The organism is Pseudomonas sp. 22526 (assembly GCF_052044735.1).
GTDB lineage: Bacteria > Pseudomonadota > Gammaproteobacteria > Pseudomonadales > Pseudomonadaceae > Aquipseudomonas > Aquipseudomonas piscium.
The window spans coordinates 44,560-68,687 of the sequence record NZ_JBQENK010000002.1 but is presented as its reverse complement, the minus strand read 5'-3'; the positions used below and the strand labels follow the sequence as shown (position 1 = coordinate 68,687).

Genomic DNA, 24,128 nt, shown 5'->3' with positions numbered 1-24,128 from the left:
CGATGGCACAGAAGATCATCCGCGTCGGCGACATCGAGATTGCCAACGACAAGCCCATGGTGCTGTTCGGCGGCATGAACGTGCTGGAAAGCCGTGACATGGCCATGCAGGTCTGCGAAGAGTACGTGAAGGTCACCGAAAAGCTCGGTATCCCTTACGTGTTCAAGGCCAGTTTCGACAAGGCCAACCGGTCTTCTGTGACCTCTTATCGTGGTCCTGGCCTGGAAGAGGGCATGCGCATCTTCCAGGACATCAAGCAAGCCTTCGGCGTGCCGATCATCACCGACGTCCACGAGCCGCACCAGGCCGCGGTCGTCGCCGAGGTCTGCGACATCATTCAGCTGCCGGCCTTCCTGTCGCGCCAGACCGACCTGGTGGTCGCGATGGCCAAGACCGGTGCCGTGATCAACATCAAGAAAGCCCAGTTCCTCGCGCCCCAGGAAATGAAACACATCCTGAGCAAGTGCGAAGAAGCGGGTAACGATCAGTTGATCCTCTGCGAGCGTGGTTCGAGCTTCGGTTACAACAACCTGGTGGTGGACATGCTCGGCTTCGGCATCATGAAGCAGTTCGAATACCCGGTGTTCTTCGACGTGACCCACGCGCTGCAAATGCCCGGCGGTCGTGCCGACTCGGCTGGCGGTCGCCGCGCCCAGGTCACCGACCTGGCCAAGGCCGGCATGAGCCAGTCCCTGGCTGGCCTGTTCCTGGAAGCCCACCCGGATCCGGACAACGCCAAATGCGACGGTCCATGCGCCCTGCGTCTGGACAAGCTCGAACCTTTCCTGGCCCAGCTCAAGGCCCTGGACGAACTGGTTAAGAGTTTTCCGACGGTAGAGACCGCGTAAAGCCGATTTCTCCGGTAAAGTACCGCACGATTAATTGCTCAGGCCCTCTGGCCTGAGCCTTATCGTCCGCAAGTCTGCCCCTTGTTCCCTGCTTGCCGGCGGTAAAGAGATTCCCTTCAGCTGCGTCGTTTTCGTCAACTTTGGAGTGTTTACAACAATGGCAAAAATCGTCGACATCAAAGGTCGTGAAGTTCTCGACTCCCGTGGCAACCCCACCGTCGAAGCGGACGTGCTTCTCGATAACGGCATCATCGGCAGCGCCTGCGCGCCGTCCGGTGCTTCCACCGGCTCGCGTGAAGCACTGGAGCTGCGTGATGGCGACAAGAGCCGTTACCTGGGCAAGGGCGTACTGAAGGCAGTAGCCAACATCAACGGTCCGATCCGTGACCTGCTGCTGGGTAAAGACCCAAGCGACCAGAAAGCCCTCGATCAGGCGATGATCAAGCTGGACGGTACCGACAACAAGGCAACCCTGGGCGCCAACGCGATCCTCGCCGTTTCCCTGGCCGCGGCCAAGGCAGCAGCACAGGACCAGGACCTGCCGCTGTACGCGCACATCGCCAACCTGAACGGTACTCCGGGCGTCTACTCGATGCCGGTGCCGATGATGAACATCATCAACGGTGGCGAGCACGCCGATAACAACGTTGACATCCAGGAATTCATGGTGCAGCCGGTTGGCGCCAAGTCCTTCTCCGAAGGCCTGCGCATGGGCACCGAGATTTTCCATCACCTCAAAGCCGTGCTGAAGGCCCGTGGCCTGAGCACCGCCGTGGGTGACGAAGGTGGTTTCGCGCCGAACCTGGCTTCCAACGAAGACGCCCTGAAAGTGATCTCCGAAGCCGTGGCCAACGCCGGCTACAAGCTGGGCACCGACGTGACCCTGGCCCTGGACTGCGCGGCCAGCGAGTTCTTCGAAGACGGCAAGTACAACCTGTCCGGCGAAGGCCAGGTGTTCACCGCTGAAGGTTTCGCCGACTACCTCAAAGGCCTGACCGAGCGTTACCCGATCATCTCCATCGAAGACGGTCTGGACGAGTCCGACTGGGCTGGCTGGAAGATCCTCACCGACAAGATCGGCGAGAAGACCCAGCTGGTGGGCGACGACCTGTTCGTGACCAACACCAAGATCCTGAAAGAAGGCATCGACAAGAAGATCGCCAACTCGATCCTGATCAAGTTCAACCAGATCGGCACCCTGACCGAAACCCTGGAAGCCATCCAGATGGCCAAGGCTGCCGGTTACACCGCAGTGATTTCGCACCGTTCCGGCGAAACCGAAGATTCGACCATTGCCGACCTGGCCGTGGGCACCTCGGCTGGCCAGATCAAGACCGGTTCGCTGTGCCGTTCCGACCGCGTGTCCAAGTACAACCAATTGCTGCGTATCGAAGAGCAATTGAATGGCAAGGCCAAGTACAACGGCCGCAGCGAGTTTCGCGGTTAAGCGGTAGATGGTACAAAGACACCGGATTGGGTCAGAAAAATCGCATCAGCGAGGTTTTTGCCACTAATCTGATGCCTTAAGAGCACAAGCCTGGTTCTTCCAGGCTTCGTGCTGTCAGTAGGTTCGAAGTTGTTGGCATGGCTGTCTTTTTTCACTGGATACCCGATATTCGATGCGCAGTCCCAATTGGTTGTTCCTCGTCTTGCTCTTGCTGCTGGCTGGCCTGCAGTACCGCCTGTGGGTGGGGAATGGCAGCTTGGCGCAGGTAACCGACCTGACTCAGCAAATTGCCGATCAGCGCGCTGAAAACGAGCGCCTGCTGGAGCGCAATCGTGTACTCGACGCGGAAGTCATGGAATTGAAGAAAGGCATGGAGACCGTGGAAGAGCGGGCTCGTCATGAACTGGGCATGGTCAAGGAGGGCGAAACCCTCTACCAGTTGGCCCAATGATCCAGTCGTTACCGGCCTTCTGGGCCGTGATTCCTGCCGCGGGCGTCGGTGCCCGTATGGCCGCGGACCGTCCCAAGCAATACTTGCAACTGGGCGGGCGCACTATTCTCGAACACAGCCTCGGCTGTTTCCTCGACCATCCTTCCCTGAAGGGGCTGGTGGTCAGCCTGGCGCTTGACGATCCTTACTGGCCGACCCTGGCCTGTGCCCACGATCCGCGGATCCAGCGGGTCGAAGGCGGCGCGGAGCGTTCCGGATCGGTCCTCAATGCCTTGCTCCATCTGCACGCCCAGGGCGCTGCGGATGAAGACTGGGTGCTGGTCCACGATGCCGCGCGGCCGAACCTGTCTCGGGATGACCTGGACAAGTTGCTGGGCGAGTTGGCGGATGATCCTGTGGGCGGCCTGCTCGCGGTGCCGGCCCGTGACACCCTCAAGCGCATCGACAAGCACGGCCGAGTGCTGGAAACCGTGGATCGCAGCCTGATCTGGCAAGCCTATACGCCACAGATGTTCCGTCTGGGCGCCTTGCATCGCGCCTTGGCCGACAGCCTGGTGGCGGATGTGGCGATTACCGACGAGGCGTCGGCGATGGAGTGGGCCGGCCAGGCGCCGCGCCTGATCGAAGGACGTTCGGACAACCTCAAGGTGACCCGTCCGGAAGACCTGGAGTGGTTGCGCCAGCGTTGGGCCAATCGCCGATAGCTTGTATCAGCTCTATCGCGACCATGACGTGCGCACTATCTGTAGGAGCGAGGCTTGCCCGCGATGGTCGCGCCGCGGAATGTTTGGTCCACCGCGTTATCCTTCATCGCGCGCAAGCTGCGCTCCTACAGAGGATCACCTCAAGCCCTGTAGCGAGCTTGCTTGCGTTCAGATCCCGGTGGTCAACCACAATACTCCGGCCGCTTGGCCAACCCCTCCTTGAGATAATCCACCAGCTTGCGCACCTTGGGCGACAGATGCCGTTGTTGCGGGTACAGCGCCCACACTGCGGTATTTGGCGGCTGATGGGCTTCGAGCAGGGAAATCAGGCTGCCCTGATGCAGATGCTCCAGCACGTAATAGTCCGGTAGCTGACAGAGGCCAACCCCCTGTAGCGCCGCATCCAGCACGGCTTGTCCGCTGTTGCAGCGCCAGTTGCCTTGCACTCGCTGGGAAAACTCGCGGCCGTCCTGCTCCAGCTGCCAGATGTCCGAGCTGCCGATCAGGCAGTTGTGGCGGCTCAGCTCCGACAGGCTGTGGGGGCGACCGTAGCGCTCCAGGTAGGACGGCGAGGCGCAGAGGTACATGCGGCGTGGCGCCAGGCGGGTCGCCACCAGCCGTGAATCTTGCAGGCGGCCGAGGCGGATCGCCAGGTCCAGGCCTTCATGCACCAGGTCCAGGGGGCGGTTGCTCAGTTCGATATCCACCCGCAGTTGCGGATAAAGCCCCATGAAACTGGTGACCAGCGGCACGATAAAACGCTCGCCGTAGGCCACCGCGCAGGTCATGCGCAGCATGCCCTTGGGCTCGCTGGTCAGGTCGCCGACGGCGCGCAGGGCTTCTTCGCGCCCGTCCTGCAGACGCTGGCAATGCTGCAAGAAAGTCTGCCCGGCTTCGGTCAGGGTCACCCGGCGGGTACTGCGATACAGCAGGCGGGTCTGCAACCGTTCTTCCAGGCGGACGATCTGCCGGCTGATATGGGAAGACGACACCCCAAGGCGTTCCGCGGCGGCGGTGAACTGGCTGCACTCGGCCACGGCTACGAACTCATCGATGCCTTCCCAGCGGTTCTCGTTCATGGTGATTGTCCCTGTACAGCAATAATGTTTTGCTTTTGTTCGGATTATTCATCGCCAGGCGCTGTTTTACACTCCCTGTCTCGTTTTTATTCGCTGGAGACCCAGGATGATCAAGTCGCGCGCTGCCGTTGCCTTCGAGGCCAAGAAACCCCTTGAGATCGTTGAAGTCGATGTCGCCATGCCCAAGGCCGGCGAGGTGTTGTTGCGGGTCGTCGCTTCCGGCGTGTGCCACACCGACGCCTACACCCTGTCCGGTGCCGACCCGGAAGGCATCTTCCCGTCGATCCTCGGTCACGAAGGCGGGGCCGTGGTCGAGGCCATCGGCGAGGGCGTGACCTCGGTGGCCGTGGGCGACCATGTGATCCCGCTGTACACCCCGGAATGCGGCAAGTGCAAATTCTGCCTGTCGGGCAAGACCAACCTGTGCCAGGCGATCCGCGCCACCCAGGGCAAGGGCCTGATGCCGGACGGCACCACCCGTTTCTCCTATAAAGGCCAGCCGATTTTCCACTACATGGGCACTTCGACCTTTTCCGAGTACACCGTGTTGCCGGAAATCTCGGTCGCCAAGATCCCTAAAGAAGCGCCTCTGGAAAAAGTCTGCCTGCTGGGTTGCGGCGTCACCACCGGGATCGGCGCGGTGATCAACACCGCCAAGGTCAAGGCCGGCGACACCGTGGCGATCTTCGGCCTGGGCGGTATCGGCCTGTCGGCGGTGATCGGCGCCGTGAAAGCCAAGGCTGGCCGGATCATCGCCATCGACATCAACCCGGCCAAGTTCGAAATCGCCAAACAGTTGGGCGCCACCGATTGCGTGAACCCGAAAGACTTCGACCGGCCGATCCAGGAGGTCATTGTCGACATGACCGACGGCGGCGTGGACTTCTCCTTCGAGTGCATCGGTAACGTGCAGCTGATGCGTGCCGCGCTGGAGTGCTGCCACAAGGGCTGGGGCGAGTCGGTGATCATCGGCGTGGCCGGTGCCGGCCAGGAAATCTCCACCCGTCCGTTCCAGCTGGTGACCGGTCGCGTCTGGCGCGGTTCGGCGTTCGGCGGCGTGCGTGGGCGTTCCGAGTTGCCAAGCTATGTGGAAATGGCCCAGACCGGCGAAATCCCGTTGGAAACCTTCATCACCCACACCATGGGGCTGGAGGACATCAACAAGGCCTTCGACCTGATGCACGAAGGCAAGAGCATCCGTACCGTCATTCATTTCTAAGGAGCAGTGGCAAGCGGCAAGCCAGAAGCTGCAAGAGCGATTACCGCCAACTTGCAGCTTGAAGCTTGAAGCTTGCGGCTGAAATGCCCATGAGTCTGGAAAACCTGTCCTGCCAGAAAAGCTTCGGCGGCTGGCACAAACGCTACAAGCATCATTCCGAGGTGCTGGGCTGCGACATGGTGTTTGCCGTCTACCTGCCACCGCAGGCGGAGCAGGGCGGCAAGCTGCCGGTGTTGTACTGGTTGTCCGGCCTGACCTGCACCGACGAGAACTTCATGCAAAAGGCCGGCGCCCAGTGCCTGGCCGCCGAGCTGGGATTGATCATCGTCGCGCCGGATACCAGTCCGCGCGGTCCAGGCGTGCCGGGCGATCCGGATGGCGCCTGGGACTTTGGCCTGGGGGCCGGGTTCTACCTGAATGCCACCCAGCAGCCTTGGGCCGAGCATTACCGCATGCATGACTATGTGGTGCAGGAGCTGCCGGCATTGGTCGAGGCGCATTTCCCGGCCTCGGACAAGCGCGGCATCAGCGGGCACTCCATGGGCGGCCACGGTGCTCTGGTCTGCGCGTTGCGCAATCCGGGGCGCTACCAGTCGGTATCGGCCTTCGCGCCGATCAGCAACCCGATGGATTGCCCGTGGGGGCAGAAAGCCTTTTCCCGTTACCTGGGCGAAGAGCGCTCCCGTTGGCGCGAGTGGGATGCCAGCGTGCTGATCCAGGAGGCCAGCGAAAAGCTGCCGTTGCTGGTGGATCAGGGCGATCGTGACGATTTCCTGGCCAATCAGCTCAAGCCCGAAGTGCTGCAACAGGCGGCGAAAGCCGCGGGTCATCCGCTGACGTTGCGCCTGCAACCCGGCTACGACCACAGCTATTTCTTCATCGCCAGCTTCATTGGCGACCACCTGCAGCATCATGCGCGCGCTCTGAGCGCCTAATGTCCGCCAAAGCAGGTAGAATCACGCCCTGACTCAATCAGGGCGTTTTTTTATGCGTATTGGCCACGGCTACGATGTGCACCGTTTCGCTGAAGGCGATTTCATCACTCTGGGCGGTGTGCGGATTGCCCACAGCTTCGGGCTGCTCGCCCACTCCGACGGCGACGTGCTGTTGCACGCTCTGAGCGATGCCTTGCTGGGTGCTGCCGCACTGGGCGACATCGGCAAACATTTTCCGGACACTGATCCGCAGTTCAAGGGCGCCGACAGCCGCGCGCTGTTGCGTCATGTCGTCGCACTGATCCATGCCAAGGGCTGGAAGGTCGGCAACGTCGATAACACCATCGTGGCCCAGGCGCCGAAGATGGCTCCCCATATTGAAACGATGCGCGCGCTGATTGCCGCGGATCTGCAAGTCGAGCTGGATCAAGTGAACGTCAAGGCCACCACCACCGAAAAGCTCGGCTTCGTCGGGCGCGAAGAAGGCATCGCCGTACATTCCGTTGCCTTGTTGCTGCGCGCATGAACGAACTGCAACTGTTGGGCCCGCGGGCCTATGGCGAAGCCCTGGGCAGCGCGGTACTGAAGGCCAGCGCCGAAGACTTCCAGGTCGACGAAGTCCTTGATATTCCCCTGACCGGCGAAGGCGAGCACCTGTGGTTGTGGGTGGAAAAGCGCGGTCTGAACACCGAAGAAGCGGCACGGCGGATTGCCAAGGCCGCGGGTGTACCGTTGCGCACCGTCAGCTATGCCGGCTTGAAGGATCGCCAGGCGCTGACCCGGCAGTGGTTCAGCGTGCAGTTGCCCGGCAAGGCCGACCCCGATCTGTCGGCCGCTGAAAACGACACGCTGAAGATCCTCAAGCTGACCCGCCACAAGCGCAAGCTGCAACGCGGCGCCCACGCGGCCAACGGCTTTACCTTGCGCCTGACCGAGTTGAAGGCAGACAAGGCGGGGATCGAAGAGCGCCTGCAATCGATCGCCAAACAGGGCATTCCCAACTACTTCGGCGCCCAGCGTTTTGGCCATGACGGCGGCAACCTGGTGGATGCCCGCGATTGGGCCGCCCGCAAGGCCCTGCCGGAACAGCGCAACGTGCGTTCGCGGCTGCTTTCCACCGCGCGCAGCTACCTGTTCAACCGGGTGCTGGCGGCGCGTGTGGCCGATGGCAGCTGGCAGCGGGCCCAGGTCGGCGACCTGCTGGCCTTCACCGACAGCCGCAGCTTTTTCCCGGCCGGCGAAGCCGAATGCAGCGATCCGCGCCTGGCTATCCTCGACTTGCACCCGACCGGCCCGCAGTGGGGCGAAGGCGAGTCGCCTGCCGCCGGGGCGACCCATCTGCTGGAGCAGCAGGTGGCCGCCGACGAAGCGGATCTGCGCGATTGGTTGATTAAAGCCGGAATGAGCCACGAACGTCGCATCCTGCGGCTGCCCATTGGCGGGTTGACGTGGCATTATCCCGAGCCTGACATTCTGCAACTGGAATTCGTCCTGCCGGCCGGATGCTTCGCCACCGTATTGGTGCGTGAACTCGTCGATCTGGTGCCGGTGGGGCAGACGGACAGCCCATGCGTATTCTGATTTCTAACGACGATGGTGTAACAGCACCCGGTCTCGCCGCGCTTCATGCTGCGCTGGCGGATTACGCCGAGTGTGTGGTGATCGCCCCGGACCAGGACAAAAGCGGCGCCAGCAGCTCGCTGACGCTCGACCGGCCGTTGCACCCGCACACCTTGAGTAACGGTTTCATCAGTATCAATGGCACCCCCACCGATTGCGTGCACCTGGGCCTCAACGGGCTGCTGGAGCGCGATCCGGACATGGTCGTGTCCGGAATCAACCTCGGGGCGAACCTGGGCGACGACGTGCTGTATTCCGGTACCGTCGCCGCGGCCCTGGAAGGGCGTTTTCTGGGGCTTCCTGCATTTGCCTTTTCGTTTGTCTCGCGTCAGGTGGATAATCTGCCGACGGCTGCCTATTTCGCCCGCAAACTGGTCGAGGCCCATGGGCAGCTGGATCTTCCACCACGTACCGTACTGAACGTGAACATTCCCAATCTGCCCCTCGATCACATTCGCGGCATTCAGCTGACCCGCCTGGGTCATCGCGCCCGGGCGGCGGCGCCGATGAAGACGGTCGACCCGCGCGGCAAGGCCGGTTACTGGATCGCCGCGGCGGGGGACGCCGAGGACGGCGGCCCGGGGACTGACTTCCACGCCATCATGCAGGGTTATGTCTCGGTCACGCCGTTGCAGTTCGACCGTACCTTCAATGATGCCTTCAGAAGTCTTGATGGCTGGCTGGAGGGGCTGCGCTGATGGCTCGCGAACAAGACGATTTGCTGCGTCGCGGTATCGGGATGACTTCCCAGCGTACCCGCGAACGCTTGATCCAGCGTCTTTACGATGAAGGCCTGTCCAACACCCAGGTGCTGGAAGTCATTCGGCGTACGCCGCGGCATCTGTTCGTCGACGAGGCCCTGGCGCATCGCGCCTATGAAGACACGGCCTTGCCGATCGGGCACAACCAGACGATCTCCCAGCCTTATATGGTGGCGCGCATGAGCGAGCTGCTGCTGGCGGCCGGCCCGTTGGACAAGGTGCTGGAGATCGGCACCGGCTCGGGTTACCAGACGGCGGTGTTGTCGCAGCTGGTGGAGCGGGTGTTCTCGGTCGAGCGCATCAAGGTGTTGCAGGACCGGGCCAAGGAACGTCTGGTCGAGCTGAACCTGCGCAACGTGGTTTTCCGCTGGGGTGACGGCTGGGAAGGCTGGCCGGCGCTGGCGCCGTACAACGGGATCATCGTGACGGCGGTCGCCACCGACATCCCTCAGGCGCTGCTGGACCAATTGGCGCCGGGTGGCCGGATGGTGATTCCGGTCGGTGCCGGCGAAGTGCAGCAACTGATGCTGGTCATTCGTGAAGAGCAGGGGTTTTCGCGGCAGGTTCTCGGCGCGGTTCGCTTCGTTCCCTTGCTCAACGGGCCGTTGGCCTGAGCATTTGTTTGGAACGGGTGAATTCTGTTTGATCGGCTTGGTCTTACAGCTTGATCAATCGGTTAAGTAACGCTGAACCCTGATCGATAAGCCGGTACCTGCCGATTTCGCTTTGCCGGGAGTAAAGCGCGGATGGCCGGTTATACTTGCGACATTTTATGCCTTAGCCAGGCACTATTTATCTTCAACCACCACAAAGGGAGCGGCGGGTGAGTCTCACAGTCATTGCGCAGCGTATGGGTACAACAAGCTTTCAGCGACTGGTGATTGGCCTTGTCTTGAGTTCTCTGTTGGTCGGGTGTTCGAGCAATAAGTCGAGCAGCGCCCGGGTCGTCGATCGCACCAGTGCGGTACCGCAGCGCCCGACGGTGACCACCGGGCAATACACGGTTCGTCGCGGCGACACCCTGTTCTCGATCGCCTTCCGTTATGGCTGGGACTACAAGGCCCTGGCCGCGCGCAACAACATTGCCGAGCCGTACACCATTCACCCGGGGCAGACCATCCGCTTCGACGGTCGTTCGGGTTCGGCACCGACAGCGGTGGTTACAAAGTCGGCTTCCAGTGCATCTTCTTCAAGTAAAACCACGGTAATTCGTCGTCCGGCAGGGGCCGCGCCAACGATTGCGAGCCAGCCCGCGCCGGCTCCATTACCGCCTGCAGGCCCCGCGCCAAAGGGCTGGGGCTGGCCTGCGAACGGTATTCTGATTGGAAAATTCTCTTCAAACGGTAGTTTGAATAAAGGCATTGATATCGCCGGGGATTTGGGACAGCCTGTTTTAGCTGCGTCTGATGGGACGGTGGTTTACGCCGGGAGTGGCTTAAGGGGCTACGGCGAACTGGTCATCATCAAACACAGCGATACCTACGTCAGTGCTTACGGCCACAACCGTAGGCTGTTGGTTCGGGAGGGGCAGCAGGTCAAAGTCGGACAGACAATTGCCGAAATGGGATCAACTGGTACAGACCGGGTGAAACTGCACTTTGAGATTCGCCGACAAGGTAAACCTGTGGATCCGCTGCAATTCCTGCCACGTCGTTGATCCGTTACCAAGCCTGTTCCGTCACGTAGAGGGAACAGGTTCCAGCGTTGCCAAGGATAAAGGCGTCGCTTGAGCCTGAGGTCGAACTCACCAAAGGACTATAACAATGGCTCTCAGTAAAGAAGTGCCGGAGTTTGACATCGACGATGAAGTTCTCCTTATGGAGACGGATATCGCCACTGATTCGATGTCGAATGAGGGATCTGCTGTACCTTCAGTTCGTGCCAAATCCAAACACTCCGCTTCACTGAAGCAACACAAATACATTGATTACACGCGAGCGCTCGACGCGACGCAGCTGTATCTCAATGAAATCGGCTTTTCCCCATTGCTCTCTCCGGAAGAAGAAGTTCATTTTGCGCGCCTGTCGCAAAGTGGTGATCCGGCCGGGCGCAAGCGCATGATTGAAAGCAACCTGCGTCTGGTGGTGAAAATCGCCCGACGTTATGTCAATCGTGGGCTTTCGCTGCTGGACCTGATCGAAGAGGGCAACCTCGGTTTGATCCGGGCGGTGGAGAAGTTCGATCCGGAGCGCGGTTTCCGCTTCTCGACCTATGCCACCTGGTGGATCCGTCAAACCATCGAACGGGCAATCATGAACCAGACCCGGACTATCCGGCTGCCGATTCATGTGGTCAAAGAGCTCAACGTCTACCTGCGGGCAGCACGGGAGCTGACACAGAAACTCGACCATGAACCCTCCCCTGAAGAAATCGCCAACCTGCTGGAGAAACCGGTAGGTGAGGTCAAGCGCATGCTGGGCTTGAACGAGCGGGTTTCTTCAGTCGACGTCTCGCTGGGTCCGGATTCGGATAAAACCCTGCTGGACACCCTCACCGACGATCGTCCTACCGATCCGTGCGAGCTGCTGCAGGATGACGACCTGTCGCAAAGCATCGATCAGTGGCTTTCCGAACTGACCGACAAGCAGCGTGAAGTGGTGGTTCGCCGCTTCGGCTTGCGCGGCCACGAGAGCAGCACCCTGGAAGATGTGGGCCTGGAGATCGGGCTTACCCGAGAGCGGGTACGCCAGATCCAGGTCGAAGGTCTCAAGCGTCTGCGTGAGATCCTCGAGAAGAACGGCCTGTCCAGCGAGTCGCTGTTCCAGTAACGGTAAGAGCAATCCTGCCGTGAAAAGCCCCGACAGGTTCGGGGCTTTTTATTGGGTGATCGATAGGCATCAGATGAAATTCGCGGGCGGGCGTTCAATAGCTGAAAGAGCATGTAAGCAAAGGCTTACTCTTTCGTAAGTGTTCGGTTTTTATGCGGTATGAAAGTTGTCTGTTTAACCTGAGGTTTTTAGTTATCTAATTGATTAATAAGAGCTTAATTTTATTTTTAGAGCTGTGTTCGACACTTTTTCTGCCTGTCAGTGCCATTGCTCTGTCATGGAAACTCTCTAATATCAGCCCTGTGTCGACGGATAGACACAGCCATCAAGGATGATGGTCAGGACATCGCAGGACGCGATTCATCAGGACGATGAAAAGGAACACAGGGACTAGGGAAAAAAGGTGGGCGGGTCATACCGCCCCTTTTTTTTTGCCTGCTTAAAAGTGAATCCGAAATAGCAAAAAGGCCCACAAGGGGCCTTTTTGGGGAACGCGAGGTAATCAGCGTTCGAGATCTTTGATCTTGCCTTTGACGCCATCCCACTCTTCGGCATCGGGCAGGGAATCTTTCTTTTCAGTGATATTGGGCCAGATCTCGGCCAGCTCAACGTTCAACTGAATGAACTCCTGCATCTCTTCCGGAACTTCGTCCTCGGAGAAGATCGCTACAGCGGGGCATTCAGGCTCGCACAGCGCGCAGTCAATGCACTCATCCGGGTGAATCACCAGGAAGTTCGGGCCTTCGTAAAAGCAGTCCACCGGACAGACTTCTACGCAGTCGGTGTACTTGCACTTGATGCAGTTGTCGGTGACGACGAAGGTCATTTCTAATTCTCTCCTCAGGCGGCGGCAGCGGAGCCCCTTCAGGACGGGGTCGCCAGGTTCGGGAGCGATAGTCTGCGGACCAGGCTAATAGTCCGCAGCATCCCAAACCGCGCGAGATTCTAACAGCTTGAAAGCATCAGCGTTAGATGCGTGTCTTCAATGTATAGAGCATTTCCAGTGCCTTGCGCGGGGTCATGTCATCCAGATCGAGCTTGGCCAGGTCATCGAGGACCGGGTGCGGCAGGCTGGCGAACATGTCGCTTTGCTGCGGGACCGAAGCCTTGCCCGGTACCGCAGGCGGCGCTTCATGGGGCAGGCTGGTGGTCTCCAGGCGACTCAGGTGCTCGCGGGCGCGGACGATCACATCGCCCGGAACCCCCGCCAGCTGGGCCACGGCCAGGCCATAGCTCTGGCTGGCAGGGCCTGGCAGCACATGGTGCAGGAACACGATGCGCTCGTTGTGCTCGGTGGCATTGAGGTGCACGTTGGCGACCAGAGGTTCGCTTTCCGGCAGGACGGTGAGCTCGAAGTAGTGGGTGGCGAACAGGGTGTACGCCCGCAGCTGGGCGAGACGTTCTGCCGCAGCCCAGGCCAGGGACAGACCATCGAAGGTACTGGTGCCGCGGCCCACTTCGTCCATCAGCACCAGGCTGCGTTCGGTAGCGTTGTGCAGGATGTTGGCGGTTTCGCTCATTTCCACCATGAAGGTGGAACGACCACCGGCCAGGTCATCGCTGGAGCCGATCCGGGTGAAGATCCGGTCCACCAGGGACAGCTCACAGCTCGCCGCCGGCACGAAGCTGCCGATATGGGCCAGCAGCACGATCAGCGCGGTTTGCCGCATATAAGTGGATTTACCACCCATGTTCGGACCGGTGATCACCAGCATCCGGGTCTGATCGTCCAGGCTCAGGTCGTTGGCCACGAACGGTGTGGTCAATACCTGCTCGACCACCGGGTGACGACCCTGGGTGATGCGCATGCACGGCTCGCTGACGAAACGTGGGCAATTGAGGTCGAGGTTTAGCGCTCGCTCGGCCAGGTTGCTCAGCACGTCCAGCTCGGCCAGGGCACCGGCGGTGTCCTGCAGGGGCGGCAGGTGACCGATCAGGGTTTCCAGCAAGGCTTCGTAGAGCATCTTCTCGCGGGCCAGCGCGCGGCTCTTGGCGGACAGCGCCTTATCCTCGAAAGCCTTGAGCTCCGGGGTGATAAAGCGTTCGGCGCCCTTGAGGGTCTGACGGCGGATGTAGTCCGCCGGGGCCTGCTCGGCCTGTTTACTCGGCAACTCGATGAAGTAGCCGTGAATCCGGTTGTAGCCGACTTTCAGGTTGGCCAGGCCGGTACGGGCCTTTTCCCGGGCTTCCAGGTCGATGAGGAACTGGCCGGCGTTTTCGCTCAGCGATTGCAGTTCGTCCAGCTCGGAGTCGTAGCCGGTCTTCAGCACGCCGCCGTCGCGGATCACCGCCGGCGGGTTGTCGATGATGGCTTTTTCCAGCAACGCGGCCAGTTCCGGGTAGGTGCTGGTGGTCACGGCCAGTTGGCTCAGGTGCTCGGCTTCAAGCTCGGTCATCGCCACTTGCAGTTCCGGCAGCGCCGCCAGGGCATCGCGCAGGCGCGCCAGGTCGCGGGGACGGGCGTTGCGCAGGCCGATACGGGCGAGGATCCGCTCGATGTCGCCAATCTCCTTGAGCTGCGGTTGCAGCCTTTCGAAGCGGTAACCGTCCAGCAGGCAGCCGATCGAGGTCTGCCGCGCCTGCAGGACTTTCAAGTCCCGCAGCGGGCGGTTCAGCCAGCGGGTCAGCAGGCGGCTGCCCATGGCGGTCTGGCAACGGTCGACCACCGACTGCAGGGTGTTGTCGCGACCACCGGCGAGGTTGGTGTCCAGCTCCAGGTTGCGCCGGCTGGCGCCGTCGAGCACCACGGTGTCGTCCAGGCGTTCGTGGCGCAGGCTGCGCAGGTGGGGCAGGGCGGTGCGCTGGGTTTCCTTGGCATAGCCCAGCAGGCAGCCCGCGGCGCCGATGGCCAGGGTCAGGTTCTCGCAGCCGAAACCCTTGAGGTCCTGGGTGGAGAACTGCTGGCACAGGCTCTTGTGAGCCGAGTCGCGCTCGAAGTCCCAAGGCGCGCGACGACGCACACCGCGGCGTTTTTCCGCCGGCAGGCCTCGCGGCCAATCGTCCGGGATCAGCAGTTCCACCGGGTTGATGCGTTCCAGCTCGGCCAGCAGGTTTTCCCAGCCCTTGATTTCCAGGACCGTGAAGTTGCCGCTGGTGATGTCCAGCACCGCGAGGCCGAACAGGCGCTCGTCGCCCAGCACCGCCGCGATCAGGTTATCCCGGCGCTCGTCGAGCAGTGCCTCGTCGCTGACGGTCCCCGGGGTGATGATCCGCACCACCTGGCGCTCCACCGGGCCCTTGCTGGTGGCCGGGTCGCCGACCTGCTCACAGATCACCACCGACTCGCCCAGCTTCACCAGCTTGGCCAGGTAACCTTCGGCGGCGTGATAAGGAATCCCGCACATCGGAATCGCCTGGCCAGCCGACTGCCCGCGCGCGGTCAGGGTGATGTCCAGCAACTTGGCGGCCTTCTTTGCGTCTTCATAGAAGATTTCGTAGAAGTCGCCCATGCGATAGAACATCAGCTGATCGGGATGCTGGTTCTTGAGGCGCCAGTACTGCTGCATCATCGGCGTGTGGGAGGACAGATCGGTGAGCGCTTTATTCATCGGGTCGTCAGGTTGATTCGTTGAAAGGGTGGGCAAAAGCAGAGGGCATGGGCCCGGCTTTTTCGCGATGGGCGCAAGGTTACCATGGGCGGTCCGACCTTCGCAGGGATGAACCCAGCTGGATTTCGGGTGTTTTATGCAGGAATATGCATTTTAGCATTTGTCATCGGCGAAAATAACCCGCAATATGCGCGTTATGCAAAAGCGCAACGTTTCTACCGTCTTAAGAGAGCTGCTCGATCGCGATGGCATTTCCCCCACGGAACTCCATCGGCGTACCGGCGTGCCTCAATCCACCCTTTCGCGGATCCTCAGCGGCAAGATTGTCGATCCTTCGGACAAACACATCTCGCGGATCGCCGAGTACTTCCAGGTGAGCACCGATCAACTGCGCGGGCGCGCGGCTGTCGCCTCTGCCCGGTCGGCCGATCCGCATTCGGAACTCAAGGACATAAGTCTGTGGGACGACGATACCCCTGTCGATGACGACGAGGTGTCGGTCCCCTTTCTTCGCGAGGTTGAATTGGCTGCGGGATCAGGAAGATTCGTCATCGAGGAAAGCGAGCGCTCCAGTCTGCGCTTCGGCAAGCGCAGCCTGCGGCACAATGGCGTGCAGTTCGACCAGGCCAAGTGCGTGACGGTACGCGGCAACAGCATGTTGCCGGTGCTGCGCGACGGCGCCACGGTGGGAGTCAATGCCGGCAAGTGCGGTATCGGCGACATCATCGATGGCGACCTGTATGCCATCAACCACAATGGCCAACTGCGAGTGAAGCAGCTCTATCGCCTGCCTTCCGGTATTCGCCTGCGTAGCTTCAACCGCGACGAACACCCGGATGAGGACTACAGCTTCCAGGAAATGCAGGAGGAGCAGATCGTCATCCTCGGTCACGTCTTCTGGTGGGGCATGTACGCCCGTTAACCGCAGCCCATAACGCCAAAGCCCGCCATCGAGCGGGCTTTTTTGTGCCCGCGGAAAACCCTCCGAGCCTTTATTTATGCGGCCTTCATGCGCCCATGCATTTCTTACGCATAAATAAATGCATTTGTGCATTGACTGTATATGCATCCATGCATATTATTCGTTCCAAGCCGCCCGACAGCGGCGAGCAACACCGCTCTTTAGTGGCAAAAGCAAAGGCAGCGATGAACCGGCCTCGACGGTTCAGAGGGTTGGCAACTGACCCGGGTGTGCAGCGTAAAGCACCAAGAGCAGTTATCCGGCGGGCAGGGACCGCGGTCGGAAAAACAATCTGAATAGACTCGTACCGCGCCAGTAGCGCCGAAAAGTCAGCTTCCTTTTGTTCACAGGGTGAAAGGAAGGCGAAGGATCGCATTACTGAAAAGCCCGGCGGATTGCCGGGCTTTTTGGAATGCCTACCTGAAGCGCACAGGCATACCGGGCTTCATCTCTGGATGGCCAATGCACAAGGAAGGATCCGATGAACATCACAAGGCACTGCAGATGCTGAAAGATTGCCGATGTGGACATTGCAAAAGACTGCTCGCCCGGATCGGCGAGTATGCAGAGCTCCAGATCAAATGTTCCCGATGCGGAACGCTGAATCATGTGAGGGCCGCGAGCCCCGAGCTATCGCCTATGAGCGACATGAGTGCTGCTTCGGCAGCACGACCCAATCAATCACAGCCATAGGTGAACACATGAAAGTCTTGAAAAAATACGTCGCTCCCATTCTGGCCGCCGCTGTGCTGCTGGGCTCCGCAGCCAATGCTGTTGCGGCCAATCTGCTGGTCAACGGCAGCTTCGAACAGCCCGGTTGCAGTGGTGGCTGTATTCTGGATACCCCGGCAAAAACCAACTTCATTACTGGCTGGACGACATTCCTGTCCGGTGCCGAGTACTTCAACGTGCCGGCTTCGATTGGCGGCTCCGCAGCCGCGGACGGTCTGGTGATTGTTGACCTGGCGAACTATGTCTATGGCAACGGCGGGGGCATTCAACAGAACTTTGCCACTGTCGTTGGCGCCAAGTACCGACTGACGTTCAGTGCCGGCAATTCGAAGTTCGCCGGTCGTTCGGGCGACGGTGTGGTTCAGGTCAAAGTGGCTGGCCAAACCGCCACTTTCAATACACCGACCGCCAAAGGCGTTGCGATCGAGTGGAGCACCCTGACCTACGACTTCACCGCCACTACCACGCAAACGACTCTGGCGTTCTCCAACGAGCAGAATCCGTACGCCAACTTTGCCTTTATCGACAACGTCATTGTTGAACGTCTGTAACTCCCGTTCAGCGGACTTTTCCAGGGTTGAAGACAGCGCCGGTGACCCGGTGCTGTCTTGCACTCAATCCCTGCACTCATCAACGCTCCCAGGAGGCGTGACATGACAAACGAGCAACAAGCGTTGCTGGACATGCCGATCTGGCTTGTCATCGTCCTCGCCCTGGTGGGCGGGGTGTCCGGCGAAATGTGGCGCGCCGACAAGGAGGGCGCCCGCGGCTGGCTGCTGCTGCGGCGCCTGGCACTGCGCTCCGGGGCCTGCGTGATCTGCGGGGTCTCGACCATCATGCTGCTGTACGCCGCCGGCGTATCGATCTGGACCGCCGGCGCCTTCGGCTGCCTGACCGCCATGGCGGGCGCCGACGTGGCCATCGGACTCTACGAGCGCTGGGCGGCCAAGCGCCTGGGTGTGTGCGAAGTGCCGCCCAAGGATTCCCGCTCGGACTCCTGAATAACGACCCAAACAGATCGTCGATTCATTGAGTCGACGCTGCCGTGATACCCGCCTGACGCAGGACGCGTACTCGTATTGAACGAGCTCAATCAGCCCTCCCGGCAGGGAGGCGCCAGGTACGGCCCAGCGCCGTCCGTCCATCCGTTTCAAACAGAGGCAAACCATGATCCCAATCGACTACAACAGCTATCGCACCCTTGCGCCCTACAACAAGCGGGTGCGTTTTCTGGTGCTGCATTACACGGCCCTGAACTTCGAGGCGTCGGTCAAGGCCCTGACCACCGGCGCGGCGAGCGCTCATTATCTGATTCCGGCGGTGCAGGATCCGACGTATCAGGCCGCGGGCTTCCAGGAGCAAAGGATTTTCAACCTGGTGGCCGAAGAAGACCGCGCCTGGCATGCCGGTGTCAGTGACTGGGCCGGTCGCAGCGGCTTGAACGACACCTCCATCGGCATCGAGATCGTCAACGAGGCCACCGACGTCAACGGGGTCTTCACCTTCCCGGATTACGAAGGCTCCCAGGTCGAGGCGCTCAAGCAGTTGGCCCTGAATATTCTCCAGCGTTATCCGGACATGTCGCCGAAAAACGTGGTGGGCCATTCCGATATCGCGGTGGGCCGCAAATCCGATCCGGGCCCCAAGCTGCCCTGGAAGGAACTCTACAAAGCCGGGATTGGCGCCTGGTACGACGAGCCGACCAAGAAGAAATACGTCCAGCAACTCCGCGCCGCTGGGCTGCCCGAGCGTGCCGAAGTGCTCAAGGCCTTCGCCACCTACGGCTATGGCGTGCCGGCGCAGGCGACGGATGACTTCTTCCAGTCGCTGGTGCGGGCATTCCAGATGCACTTCAGGCCGAAGAACTACGCCGGGAAACTGGATGTGGAAACCTGCGCGATTCTTTATGCGCTGAACGAGAAGTACGTCTGAGTTTTATAGCTCGGTGTTCAGCTGTTACAGCGCGACACCACATGAAAAGCCCGCCACCGAGTCAGGCTTTTTTGTGCCTGCAAGAATGCAAAAAGCCCCGACAAGTTCGGGGCTTTTCTTTAGCGCGGGAAAATAGAGAGGGCGATTCAAGAGGGGGCATGAACACCCAAAAGAGACGCCAGATTGCAGAGATAGCCTGCAAGCCTGCCAAGTCCCTCACTGCTCGCATGAGCGAGGTGGAACCTGGCAGAAAATCAAATGGACTTGCAGATGTTAAAAGAATGCAGATGCGGTAATTGCAAACGACTTCTCGCCCGTGTGGGTGAGTTTACCGAGCTCCAGATCAAATGTTCCCGATGCGGGACGTTGAATCATGAGAAGGCCACGAGCCTCGAGCGATCGCCTTTGAGCGACATGAGAGCGGAGTTCTCCGCAACCAATCATGCGATTCAATAGGTGAACCAATATGAAGAAAATTGTCAGTGCCTCACTGCTCGGCTTGCTGGTGCTTTTGGGTACCGCCATGAACGCCTCGGCAGACACCGCCATGTCCTGGAACCTGGCAAGGGATGTAATCCTGGCGAAGGAGAGTTCTCCTCCTGACTCTACCTGGTCGTTCATGCAGAATTCTTCCGGGGTGAACAAGGCTGAAAACTACACCGCGCTACCCTACTTCAAAGCCGATACGTGCAGCGGCTTGCCTGCGACCTGCTGGCAAGATCCGGTATCTGGGGCTCATGTGTCGGTTCATTTCAAACCCTATACCTACACCGCGAATGGCACTTTTTCGATCGCGCCCGGCAACGTTGCTTTTCACCCTGGCCAGAATAGCCAGACAGTCATCCGCTGGGCGAGCCCCGTGGCTGGAGAGATAAACATCCTCGGGCGCGTCAACAGCATCCACGATTCCTGCGGTGATGGCGTGGCCTGGTCCCTGAATCTGGGCGACACAGTTCTTCAGTCTGGAAGCTTGGTCAGAGGCACTGGTGCTGTTTTTTCGGCCAGTAAAGTGCCTGTCACCAAGTCGTCTGCCATTTATTTGGTACTCGACAAGAAGGCTAACTACGTCTGCGATTCCAGCACCATCGACATGCTTATCACCCACTAATCAAGGTCATGTTCCCTCGCATCAGGATGTAGTGCGTACCAGGTGAAAGAGGGTGTGCCTGTCCATGCGACCGGGAACAACGCTGTTTGAGCCACCAGCGTAAGTCGCGACAGGTTTCTCGAGTCAATCAAATCCTGTCGCGACACACGGCAAACCGACGTTCACCGCTCCTCCAATCACGCCACATTCGCACCCCCCCCTCGCGCAATCTCAAACCCTGATATCTGAACAGGAAGCCCCCTATGCCCACAGTCATCGACAAGCCGTCGCAGCTGTTTTTCGCCATTGCCGAGACCCTGCGAGGGGCGGGGCTTGGCCTCAAGGTTGGCAGTCCCCAGGACTTCGATGCCGTGCTCGACCAGGCCTGGGTGCTGATTGCGATCGAGCGCGATGCCCCGGGTATTCGTAACCAGGAGGGACGTATCGCCCATGCCCTGACGATCTCGCTGCAAGCTGTAGCGGCTGTAGGGGGCGAGCGGTCCGGGTTCGAGGCCTGCGATTTGGCGAGCGTGCTCAAGGACCTGGCCACGGATAACCGTTGGGGATTGCCGGCAGCGCAGTGCGACCTGCCCATGAACCTCGAGGGCCTGCCTTCGACCCTGATTCGCGGCGAGCAGCAATACCCGGCCTGGACGCTGTCGTTCACCCAGACGCTATACCTCGGGCAGCCATTGCTGGACGACCCGACTGGCATTCCGAAGTTCGCCCGCACCTGGGAAGTCTCGAATATCGATGACCCCGACCAATACCAAGCACTTGAGGGCTGAGCCATGTTTGACGAGCTGCTGCGCATGCAGCTGGGCCCGATCATCGAGCGACTGGCCGAAATGGAAACCGAACTCGATGACTTGCACCGGCGCGCAGAAAACCATTGCCGTATCGGTGTATGCCAGTCGGTCGATGCGGCCAGCAACACCTGCCGGGTCAGCCACGGAGAGCTGCTGACGCCGGCGATCAGGTTCTTCAACCCCAGCGCCGGCGCGCAAAGCGAATCGCGCATTCCTTCGGTGGGCGAGCAGTGCCTGCTGCTCAACTACGGTGGCGGCGACGGCGGGGCCCAGTCGGTGGCGCTGTTCGGCCTCAACTGCGACCGCTTTCCACCGGTGTCGACCCTGGCCGCGCTGACCCGCCGCCAATACGCCGATGGCAGCCAAAGCAGTTATGACGATGCCGGCCATGTCTTGAGCTGGAGCAACGGCCCGACCGCGCTCACCGCCTCCCGCGAGGCGGTCGAGCTGAGCATCGGTCCCGCCCGGCTGGCGATGAGGCCCGAAGCGATCGAGCTGCAGCTGGGCGCGGTGGGCATCTTGCTCGACAGCGCCGGCATTCACTTCAGCGGCCCCCTGGTGGAACACCAGGGCCGCGTCATCAGCCCTTGATAAGAGGCTTCCCATGATTGGAGTCGATAGAAACACCGGCGCCGCGGTCGATGACTGGCTGCAGTTCGTGCAGCGCGCGACCCGCGCCCTGACCACGCCGCTGGGCACCCGGCAGAAGCGCCCTTTGTACGGCTCGCTGATTCCCGACCTGCTGGGCCAGAACCTCGGCGATGACCTGCTGATCCTCGCCCAGAGCCATGCCGCGCAGGCGTTCTACAACGAGCAGAACGGCATCGGCGATTTCGAGCCGCAGGTCATAGTCGCCAGTCGGCGCGGCGCCGGGCTGCTGTTGCGCTTCGCCGGCACCTGGAAAAACCGCCAACAGACGTTCGAGGTCGTGACATGAGCATGCTGATACCCGGTGAACACCAGTTGGCCGAGCCGACCATTGTCACCGTCGATGAATTCGAGCCGCTGCTCGCCGAGTTCAAGACCTTTGTCGTCGATTACGTGGCCCAGCGTTCCCCCGCCACTGCGCAGAAACTGCAGGCCAGCCTGGCCAACGAAAGCGAGCTGCTGACCCTGGCGCTGGAAGCCTTCTGCCTGCGCCTGCAAACCCATGAGCGCAAGTACAACGCCCGCATCAAACAGATGCTGGCCTGGTGGGCCACCGGCAGCAATCTCGATGCACGCCTGGCGGACATGGGCCTGGAGCGACAGTTGCTCGACCCGGGCGATCCGGCGGCCTTTCCGCCGGTCCCCGCGGTCTACGAAAGCGACGAAGATGCGCGCCTGCGCTACTACCTGGCGCCCCACGCACCGGCCGCCGGTTCGCGCATGCAGTACCGCCGCGAAGTCTTCACCCTCGGCGAGCGGCCGACGGTGAAGGTGGACTCCACCGATGCGGGCGTGGTGACCGTCACCTACACCTTCGATCCAGACGGCTTCGCCGCTCAGGTCAAGGATGGCAACGGTCGCCGCACTGCACCGGGCGAAGTGCAGGTCACCGTGCTCTCGCGGCAAGGCGACGGTACGCCATCCGAGGACCTGCTCGAAGGCGTGCGCCGACACTTTGCACGACCGGACGTGAAGCCGGAAACGGATCGGGTGACGGTGCAGGCGGCACAGATCAAACCCTACAAGATCCGCGTGGTGGCCAAGATCAACCCGGGCCCCGATTCCGGGCTGACCCAGGTTGCCACGCAGCGGCAACTGCAGGCTTACGCCGACAGCTGTCATCGCCTGGAAGGGCGAGTGGATCCGAGCTGGATCGATTACACCCTGCATACGGCGGGTGCGGTGCAGCTGGAGATTCTCGAGCCGCTGCAACCGATCGTGACCACGGCTTTCCAGGCACCGTATTGCACGGGGGTTGAAGTGGAGGTGCGCATCTTATGAGTGACGACACTGCTCGCTTGAGCCTGCTGCCGGCCAACAGCTCGGCGCTGGAAAAGGCTCTCGATCTCGGTTTTGCCCGCTTGCTCGAGCGTGTGGACCCACCCTTTCCCGAACTGATGAGCCCTACCCAGACCCCTGTGGACTTCTTGCCTTATCTGGCGGCGGATCGCGGGGTCAATGAGTGGGATGCGGAGGCCAGTGAAGCCGAAAAACGCCTGACCGTCGCGCTGTCCTGGCAGATCCAGCGCCAGGCCGGGACCAACAAGGCCCTGAGCCACGCCGTCGAGTCCCTGGGTTTCATGCCCAACATCGCCGCCTGGTACGAGCAGCGACCGCTGGGCAAGCCCTACACCTTCGATGTGCAGGCAATCATCGTCCGGGACTGGTCCAGCGGTGATCACAATCGCCTGATACGGCGTATCGACGCCGCCAAGAGCGAGCGCGACGACGGCACCATCACCATCGTCCATCAAACCACGGGTGGGTTGCGACTGGCCGCTGGCGCCGATCCTGGCCTGAGCATCAGCGATGACAGCCAGCCTGGGGCCTTGCCCGAGGTCAAGCTGCGCGGATCGCTGAGCGTGAGTTGCGCTGCACATACACCGCTGAGCACTGGCGAACTCCGTCTTGACGGAGCACTGCCTGAATTCGGGCTCGGCGCCCGGTTTAACAGTGCCGGGGTTTCCCAGCACTACACCATTAACGACTACGACCTCAGGGCGCAGCTATGACAGAAGACATTACGCGCTTGGTTCGCTTCACTTCCGCCGGTCTGGATGAAGTGTTGGCGGCAAAGAACCAAGGCTTGAAAGGTGAGATCACCCACATCGGCGCCGGCACCGGCCGCTACAACCCGGACGGCACGGAAACCGCCTTGCGCAACGAGCGCCAGCGAGTGGCGATCGTGGATTACGAGGACCTGGGTTCGCGCCAGCTGCGGATGGCGGCGCTGTTCGACGGTCCGGACGAATACGAGATCGGCGAGTTCGGTTTCTACCTGGCCAGCGGCACCCTGCTGGCGGTGTATTCGGTGGCTGGCAAGCTGCTGACTTACAAGGCTGCTGCTGCACGGGTGCTGCAAAAGTTCACGCTGGATATTTCGCCGCTGCCGGCAGACAGCGTGACGGTGGTGGTGGGATCCGAGAATCTCAACATCTTGCTGACAGAGGAGTTGGCCACTCTTTCGGCGGCCAGTATCGACAACATGGCCCGTGGGCTTGGGGTGCTCTTTCGGGTGAGAGCGCTGGAAGAAAAGGTCATTTGAAAATCAGCAAGTCAGGTTTCGCAGGTGCCGATGG

The 24,128-nt window shown here is 60.8% G+C and carries 28 protein-coding genes; 25 read left to right on the top strand and 3 right to left on the bottom strand.

Annotated elements, in window-relative coordinates; genetic code table 11:
- Nucleotides 1-2: 2 nt before the first annotated feature.
- From kdsA to ispD, 4 genes are all read left to right on the top strand, one after another.
- Complete coding sequence (gene kdsA / locus ACTJKT_RS02710; RefSeq protein WP_007924043.1) at nucleotides 3-848, top strand: 3-deoxy-8-phosphooctulonate synthase; 846 nt, start codon at nucleotides 3-5, stop codon at nucleotides 846-848.
- A gap of 157 nt (nucleotides 849-1,005) precedes the next feature.
- A complete protein-coding gene (gene eno, locus ACTJKT_RS02705; RefSeq protein WP_009042397.1) occupies nucleotides 1,006-2,295 on the top strand; it encodes a phosphopyruvate hydratase in 1,290 nt (429 codons plus the stop codon).
- A gap of 172 nt (nucleotides 2,296-2,467) precedes the next feature.
- Complete coding sequence (gene ftsB, locus ACTJKT_RS02700) at nucleotides 2,468-2,746, top strand: cell division protein FtsB (protein ID WP_007924039.1); 279 nt, start codon at nucleotides 2,468-2,470, stop codon at nucleotides 2,744-2,746.
- Nucleotides 2,743-3,450: a 2-C-methyl-D-erythritol 4-phosphate cytidylyltransferase gene (ispD, locus tag ACTJKT_RS02695; RefSeq protein ID WP_081362554.1), complete on the top strand. Its 708-nt coding sequence runs from the start codon at nucleotides 2,743-2,745 to the stop codon at nucleotides 3,448-3,450. Before ftsB ends, ispD begins: the two co-directional genes overlap by 4 nt.
- A gap of 182 nt (nucleotides 3,451-3,632) precedes the next feature.
- On the opposite strand, the gene ACTJKT_RS02690 is transcribed toward ispD, so the two are convergent.
- Nucleotides 3,633-4,529 carry a LysR substrate-binding domain-containing protein gene (locus tag ACTJKT_RS02690; RefSeq protein WP_097302093.1) on the bottom strand — a complete coding sequence of 299 codons (897 nt, stop codon included), beginning with the start codon at nucleotides 4,527-4,529 and terminating at the stop codon, nucleotides 3,633-3,635.
- Between the two features lie 106 nt (nucleotides 4,530-4,635).
- Here ACTJKT_RS02690 and ACTJKT_RS02685 point away from each other — a divergent pair, with 106 nt between their 5' ends.
- The 8 genes from ACTJKT_RS02685 (at nucleotide 4,636) to rpoS (ending at nucleotide 11,832) form a co-directional block, all read left to right on the top strand.
- Complete coding sequence (locus ACTJKT_RS02685; protein WP_440786107.1) at nucleotides 4,636-5,748, top strand: S-(hydroxymethyl)glutathione dehydrogenase/class III alcohol dehydrogenase; 1,113 nt, start codon at nucleotides 4,636-4,638, stop codon at nucleotides 5,746-5,748.
- Nucleotides 5,749-5,831: 83 nt separating this feature from the next.
- Entirely contained in the window at nucleotides 5,832-6,683 is an 852-nt protein-coding gene (gene fghA, locus ACTJKT_RS02680; RefSeq protein ID WP_440786106.1) for an S-formylglutathione hydrolase, read from the top strand.
- A gap of 52 nt (nucleotides 6,684-6,735) precedes the next feature.
- A complete protein-coding gene (gene ispF, locus ACTJKT_RS02675; protein ID WP_007924033.1) occupies nucleotides 6,736-7,209 on the top strand; it encodes a 2-C-methyl-D-erythritol 2,4-cyclodiphosphate synthase in 474 nt (157 codons plus the stop codon).
- Nucleotides 7,206-8,264, top strand: a complete 1,059-nt coding sequence (gene truD, locus ACTJKT_RS02670; protein WP_440786105.1) for a tRNA pseudouridine(13) synthase TruD — start codon at nucleotides 7,206-7,208, stop codon at nucleotides 8,262-8,264. The genes ispF and truD overlap by 4 nt, the downstream gene beginning before the upstream one ends.
- Nucleotides 8,252-9,001, top strand: a complete 750-nt coding sequence (gene surE, locus ACTJKT_RS02665; RefSeq protein WP_440786104.1) for a 5'/3'-nucleotidase SurE — start codon at nucleotides 8,252-8,254, stop codon at nucleotides 8,999-9,001. The genes truD and surE overlap by 13 nt, the downstream gene beginning before the upstream one ends.
- Before the next feature lie 41 nt (nucleotides 9,002-9,042).
- Nucleotides 9,043-9,678, top strand: coding sequence for a protein-L-isoaspartate(D-aspartate) O-methyltransferase (locus tag ACTJKT_RS02660; RefSeq protein ID WP_169916052.1), 636 nt, complete (start codon nucleotides 9,043-9,045; stop codon nucleotides 9,676-9,678).
- Between the two features lie 209 nt (nucleotides 9,679-9,887).
- The gene (locus tag ACTJKT_RS02655) at nucleotides 9,888-10,721 is read left to right on the top strand and encodes a peptidoglycan DD-metalloendopeptidase family protein (protein ID WP_025806643.1); all 834 of its coding nucleotides are present in this window, start codon (nucleotides 9,888-9,890) and stop codon (nucleotides 10,719-10,721) included.
- Between the two features lie 106 nt (nucleotides 10,722-10,827).
- Nucleotides 10,828-11,832: an RNA polymerase sigma factor RpoS gene (gene rpoS, locus ACTJKT_RS02650; RefSeq protein ID WP_007924026.1), complete on the top strand. Its 1,005-nt coding sequence runs from the start codon at nucleotides 10,828-10,830 to the stop codon at nucleotides 11,830-11,832.
- 502 nt (nucleotides 11,833-12,334) lie between these two features.
- Here rpoS and fdxA read toward each other — a convergent pair.
- Together fdxA and mutS are read right to left on the bottom strand one after the other, a co-directional pair.
- On the bottom strand, nucleotides 12,335-12,658 hold the full coding sequence (gene fdxA, locus ACTJKT_RS02645) for a ferredoxin FdxA (RefSeq protein ID WP_007924025.1): 324 nt from the start codon (nucleotides 12,656-12,658) through the stop codon (nucleotides 12,335-12,337).
- Between the two features lie 142 nt (nucleotides 12,659-12,800).
- Nucleotides 12,801-15,380, bottom strand: a complete 2,580-nt coding sequence (mutS, locus tag ACTJKT_RS02640) for a DNA mismatch repair protein MutS (protein WP_440786103.1) — start codon at nucleotides 15,378-15,380, stop codon at nucleotides 12,801-12,803.
- Between the two features lie 187 nt (nucleotides 15,381-15,567).
- On the opposite strand from mutS, the gene ACTJKT_RS02635 reads away from it, so the two are divergent.
- The 13 genes from ACTJKT_RS02635 (at nucleotide 15,568) to ACTJKT_RS02575 (ending at nucleotide 24,094) form a co-directional block, all read left to right on the top strand.
- Nucleotides 15,568-16,302: a LexA family transcriptional regulator gene (locus ACTJKT_RS02635; protein ID WP_028681850.1), complete on the top strand. Its 735-nt coding sequence runs from the start codon at nucleotides 15,568-15,570 to the stop codon at nucleotides 16,300-16,302.
- Nucleotides 16,303-16,845: 543 nt separating this feature from the next.
- Nucleotides 16,846-17,034 (top strand): Com family DNA-binding transcriptional regulator, encoded by a 189-nt coding sequence (locus ACTJKT_RS02630; RefSeq protein WP_440786342.1) that lies wholly within the window; start codon nucleotides 16,846-16,848, stop codon nucleotides 17,032-17,034.
- 8 nt (nucleotides 17,035-17,042) lie between these two features.
- Nucleotides 17,043-17,624, top strand: a complete 582-nt coding sequence (locus ACTJKT_RS02625; protein ID WP_440786102.1) for a DUF642 domain-containing protein — start codon at nucleotides 17,043-17,045, stop codon at nucleotides 17,622-17,624.
- A gap of 102 nt (nucleotides 17,625-17,726) precedes the next feature.
- Nucleotides 17,727-18,074, top strand: coding sequence for a phage holin family protein (locus ACTJKT_RS02620; RefSeq protein WP_053277657.1), 348 nt, complete (start codon nucleotides 17,727-17,729; stop codon nucleotides 18,072-18,074).
- A gap of 166 nt (nucleotides 18,075-18,240) precedes the next feature.
- Entirely contained in the window at nucleotides 18,241-19,005 is a 765-nt protein-coding gene (locus ACTJKT_RS02615; RefSeq protein WP_440786101.1) for an N-acetylmuramoyl-L-alanine amidase, read from the top strand.
- 270 nt (nucleotides 19,006-19,275) lie between these two features.
- Complete coding sequence (locus ACTJKT_RS02610) at nucleotides 19,276-19,461, top strand: Com family DNA-binding transcriptional regulator (RefSeq protein ID WP_440786341.1); 186 nt, start codon at nucleotides 19,276-19,278, stop codon at nucleotides 19,459-19,461.
- 10 nt (nucleotides 19,462-19,471) lie between these two features.
- Nucleotides 19,472-20,113 (top strand): hypothetical protein, encoded by a 642-nt coding sequence (locus ACTJKT_RS02605; protein WP_440786100.1) that lies wholly within the window; start codon nucleotides 19,472-19,474, stop codon nucleotides 20,111-20,113.
- Nucleotides 20,114-20,355: 242 nt separating this feature from the next.
- The gene (locus tag ACTJKT_RS02600) at nucleotides 20,356-20,880 is read left to right on the top strand and encodes a hypothetical protein (protein ID WP_440786099.1); all 525 of its coding nucleotides are present in this window, start codon (nucleotides 20,356-20,358) and stop codon (nucleotides 20,878-20,880) included.
- Between the two features lie 3 nt (nucleotides 20,881-20,883).
- Nucleotides 20,884-21,492, top strand: a complete 609-nt coding sequence (locus ACTJKT_RS02595; protein WP_097302108.1) for a phage baseplate assembly protein V — start codon at nucleotides 20,884-20,886, stop codon at nucleotides 21,490-21,492.
- 13 nt (nucleotides 21,493-21,505) lie between these two features.
- Entirely contained in the window at nucleotides 21,506-21,838 is a 333-nt protein-coding gene (locus ACTJKT_RS02590; RefSeq protein ID WP_007924012.1) for a phage baseplate protein, read from the top strand.
- A complete protein-coding gene (locus tag ACTJKT_RS02585) occupies nucleotides 21,835-22,830 on the top strand; it encodes a baseplate J/gp47 family protein (RefSeq protein WP_440786098.1) in 996 nt (331 codons plus the stop codon). The genes ACTJKT_RS02590 and ACTJKT_RS02585 overlap by 4 nt, the downstream gene beginning before the upstream one ends.
- Nucleotides 22,827-23,561, top strand: a complete 735-nt coding sequence (locus tag ACTJKT_RS02580; RefSeq protein ID WP_440786097.1) for a phage tail protein I — start codon at nucleotides 22,827-22,829, stop codon at nucleotides 23,559-23,561. The genes ACTJKT_RS02585 and ACTJKT_RS02580 overlap by 4 nt, the downstream gene beginning before the upstream one ends.
- Nucleotides 23,558-24,094 (top strand): hypothetical protein, encoded by a 537-nt coding sequence (locus tag ACTJKT_RS02575; RefSeq protein WP_440786096.1) that lies wholly within the window; start codon nucleotides 23,558-23,560, stop codon nucleotides 24,092-24,094. Before ACTJKT_RS02580 ends, ACTJKT_RS02575 begins: the two co-directional genes overlap by 4 nt.
- The last annotated feature ends 34 nt before the right edge of the window (nucleotides 24,095-24,128 follow it).

What these genes read in the sequence shown, in the direction of transcription:
- kdsA (WP_007924043.1), top strand. Translation starts at nt 3, where the DNA reads ATGGCACAGAAGATCATCCGCGTCGGCGACATCGAGATTGCCAACGAC.
- eno (WP_009042397.1), top strand. Translation starts at nt 1,006, where the DNA reads ATGGCAAAAATCGTCGACATCAAAGGTCGTGAAGTTCTCGACTCCCGT.
- ftsB (WP_007924039.1), top strand. Translation starts at nt 2,468, where the DNA reads ATGCGCAGTCCCAATTGGTTGTTCCTCGTCTTGCTCTTGCTGCTGGCT.
- ispD (WP_081362554.1), top strand. Translation starts at nt 2,743, where the DNA reads ATGATCCAGTCGTTACCGGCCTTCTGGGCCGTGATTCCTGCCGCGGGC.
- ACTJKT_RS02690 (WP_097302093.1), bottom strand. Translation starts at nt 4,529, where the DNA reads ATGAACGAGAACCGCTGGGAAGGCATCGATGAGTTCGTAGCCGTGGCC.
- ACTJKT_RS02685 (WP_440786107.1), top strand. Translation starts at nt 4,636, where the DNA reads ATGATCAAGTCGCGCGCTGCCGTTGCCTTCGAGGCCAAGAAACCCCTT.
- fghA (WP_440786106.1), top strand. Translation starts at nt 5,832, where the DNA reads ATGCCCATGAGTCTGGAAAACCTGTCCTGCCAGAAAAGCTTCGGCGGC.
- ispF (WP_007924033.1), top strand. Translation starts at nt 6,736, where the DNA reads ATGCGTATTGGCCACGGCTACGATGTGCACCGTTTCGCTGAAGGCGAT.
- truD (WP_440786105.1), top strand. Translation starts at nt 7,206, where the DNA reads ATGAACGAACTGCAACTGTTGGGCCCGCGGGCCTATGGCGAAGCCCTG.
- surE (WP_440786104.1), top strand. Translation starts at nt 8,252, where the DNA reads ATGCGTATTCTGATTTCTAACGACGATGGTGTAACAGCACCCGGTCTC.
- ACTJKT_RS02660 (WP_169916052.1), top strand. Translation starts at nt 9,043, where the DNA reads ATGACTTCCCAGCGTACCCGCGAACGCTTGATCCAGCGTCTTTACGAT.
- rpoS (WP_007924026.1), top strand. Translation starts at nt 10,828, where the DNA reads ATGGCTCTCAGTAAAGAAGTGCCGGAGTTTGACATCGACGATGAAGTT.
- fdxA (WP_007924025.1), bottom strand. Translation starts at nt 12,658, where the DNA reads ATGACCTTCGTCGTCACCGACAACTGCATCAAGTGCAAGTACACCGAC.
- mutS (WP_440786103.1), bottom strand. Translation starts at nt 15,380, where the DNA reads ATGAATAAAGCGCTCACCGATCTGTCCTCCCACACGCCGATGATGCAG.
- ACTJKT_RS02635 (WP_028681850.1), top strand. Translation starts at nt 15,568, where the DNA reads ATGCGCGTTATGCAAAAGCGCAACGTTTCTACCGTCTTAAGAGAGCTG.
- ACTJKT_RS02630 (WP_440786342.1), top strand. Translation starts at nt 16,846, where the DNA reads ATGCTGAAAGATTGCCGATGTGGACATTGCAAAAGACTGCTCGCCCGG.
- ACTJKT_RS02625 (WP_440786102.1), top strand. Translation starts at nt 17,043, where the DNA reads ATGAAAGTCTTGAAAAAATACGTCGCTCCCATTCTGGCCGCCGCTGTG.
- ACTJKT_RS02620 (WP_053277657.1), top strand. Translation starts at nt 17,727, where the DNA reads ATGACAAACGAGCAACAAGCGTTGCTGGACATGCCGATCTGGCTTGTC.
- ACTJKT_RS02615 (WP_440786101.1), top strand. Translation starts at nt 18,241, where the DNA reads ATGATCCCAATCGACTACAACAGCTATCGCACCCTTGCGCCCTACAAC.
- ACTJKT_RS02610 (WP_440786341.1), top strand. Translation starts at nt 19,276, where the DNA reads ATGTTAAAAGAATGCAGATGCGGTAATTGCAAACGACTTCTCGCCCGT.
- ACTJKT_RS02605 (WP_440786100.1), top strand. Translation starts at nt 19,472, where the DNA reads ATGAAGAAAATTGTCAGTGCCTCACTGCTCGGCTTGCTGGTGCTTTTG.
- ACTJKT_RS02600 (WP_440786099.1), top strand. Translation starts at nt 20,356, where the DNA reads ATGCCCACAGTCATCGACAAGCCGTCGCAGCTGTTTTTCGCCATTGCC.
- ACTJKT_RS02595 (WP_097302108.1), top strand. Translation starts at nt 20,884, where the DNA reads ATGTTTGACGAGCTGCTGCGCATGCAGCTGGGCCCGATCATCGAGCGA.
- ACTJKT_RS02590 (WP_007924012.1), top strand. Translation starts at nt 21,506, where the DNA reads ATGATTGGAGTCGATAGAAACACCGGCGCCGCGGTCGATGACTGGCTG.
- ACTJKT_RS02585 (WP_440786098.1), top strand. Translation starts at nt 21,835, where the DNA reads ATGAGCATGCTGATACCCGGTGAACACCAGTTGGCCGAGCCGACCATT.
- ACTJKT_RS02580 (WP_440786097.1), top strand. Translation starts at nt 22,827, where the DNA reads ATGAGTGACGACACTGCTCGCTTGAGCCTGCTGCCGGCCAACAGCTCG.
- ACTJKT_RS02575 (WP_440786096.1), top strand. Translation starts at nt 23,558, where the DNA reads ATGACAGAAGACATTACGCGCTTGGTTCGCTTCACTTCCGCCGGTCTG.